1 pseudogene is annotated in these 527 nt (G+C 60.7%); it reads left to right on the top strand.

Annotation, left to right across the window (positions count from 1 at the left end):
* Positions 1 to 527: pseudogene (locus tag IY392_RS19735) on the top strand (cytochrome P450); the annotation flags it as partial.

Here is a 527-nt window from a genome sequence, read left to right on the forward strand (position 1 = left end):
ATCGCGATGGACCCACCGCGTCACGACTTGCAGCGAGCAGCTGTGCAGGGGGTGGTCGCGCCGAAGAACCTGCGTGAGATGGAGACGCTCATTCGGTCTCGGGTTCGCGAGGTGCTCGACGGCTTGCCGGTGAATCAGCCTTTCGATTGGGTGCAGACCGTCTCGATCGAATTGACAGCTCGGATGCTCGCGACGCTCTTGGACTTCCCTTACGAGGAACGTCGCAAACTCGTGTACTGGTCAGATATGGCGACGTCGTTCGAGGAGGCCAACGGTGGTCCCGCGGACCTCGACGAGACGTTCGACGGGATGCGCGACATGGCGAGCGGTCTGAGTTCTCTGTGGTACGACAAGAAGGCCCGGACAGAAGCCGGGGAGGAACCCGGCTTCGATCTGATCACCATGTTGCAGAGCAACGAGAACACCAAGGACCTGATCGACCGTCCGATGGAGTTCATGGGCAATCTCGTACTGTTGATCGTCGGGGGCAACGACACGACCCGCAACTCGATGAGCGGCGGCGTTCT

Origin of the sequence: Dietzia sp. SYD-A1 (genome assembly GCF_015356725.1) — a bacterium.
GTDB lineage: Bacteria > Actinomycetota > Actinomycetes > Mycobacteriales > Mycobacteriaceae > Dietzia.